We start from the raw sequence: 775 nt of genomic DNA, 5'->3' as shown, positions 1-775 counted from the left end.
GGGGTCTGTACAGCCAGCGGTGTAACTCGACTGATGTGAGTTAACGGCGGCCGACGGAGAGTCGGCCGTCGAAGGCGATGTCGAAGGCCTGGAGTGCGGGCTTCCATCGCATGGTCCAGCGTTTGCGTCCCTGGCCGGTGGGGTCCAGGCTCATGACGGCCATGTAGACGCACTTCAGCGCGGCTGCCTCGTTCGGGAAGTGTCCGCGGGCTCGGACAGCCTTGCGTATGCGCGCGTTGACCGACTCGATGGCGTTCGTCGTGCAGACGATCCGGCGGATCTCCGTGTCAAACTGCAGGAACGGCACGAACTCGGCCCAGGCGTTCTCCCAGAGCCGCACGATCGCCGGGTACTTGGCGCCCCACTCCTCCTGGAACTCCAGGAGGCGGTCCTCGGCGGCCTTCGCCGTCGGCGCGGTGTAGATCGGCTTGAGTGAGCGGGAGATTTTGTCCCAGTCCTGGCGGGCCGCGTAGCGGAACGACGCCCGCATCAGGTGAACCACACAAGTCTGCGTGATCGCCTGCGGCCAGACCGTGCCGATCGCGTCGGGCAGGCCCTTCAGGCCGTCGCAGACGACCATGCACACGTCCTCGACGCCGCGATTCTTGATTTCGGTGAGGACCTGGAGCCAGTACTTGGCCCCCTCGCCGCCGTCGCCGGCCCAGAGTCCGAGGATGTCGCGGGTGCCGTCGACGGTCACCGCGAGGGCAACGTAGATCGGCCTGTTTGCCACCTGACCGTCGCGGACCTTGGTTCTGTCGACGATCTTGTGATC

At 65.9% G+C, this 775-nt stretch carries 1 protein-coding gene; it reads right to left on the bottom strand.

The window, feature by feature from the left end; genetic code table 11:
• Positions 1 to 40: 40 nt before the first annotated feature.
• Positions 41 to 775, bottom strand: a 735-nt coding sequence (locus OTB20_RS42295; RefSeq protein ID WP_267825199.1) for an IS256 family transposase, incomplete at its 5' end; no start/stop codon positions are given.

This window comes from Streptomyces sp. H27-H1 (assembly GCF_026627445.1).
Classification (GTDB): domain Bacteria; phylum Actinomycetota; class Actinomycetes; order Streptomycetales; family Streptomycetaceae; genus Streptomyces.
This window is presented reverse-complemented; position numbering and strand designations above follow the sequence as displayed.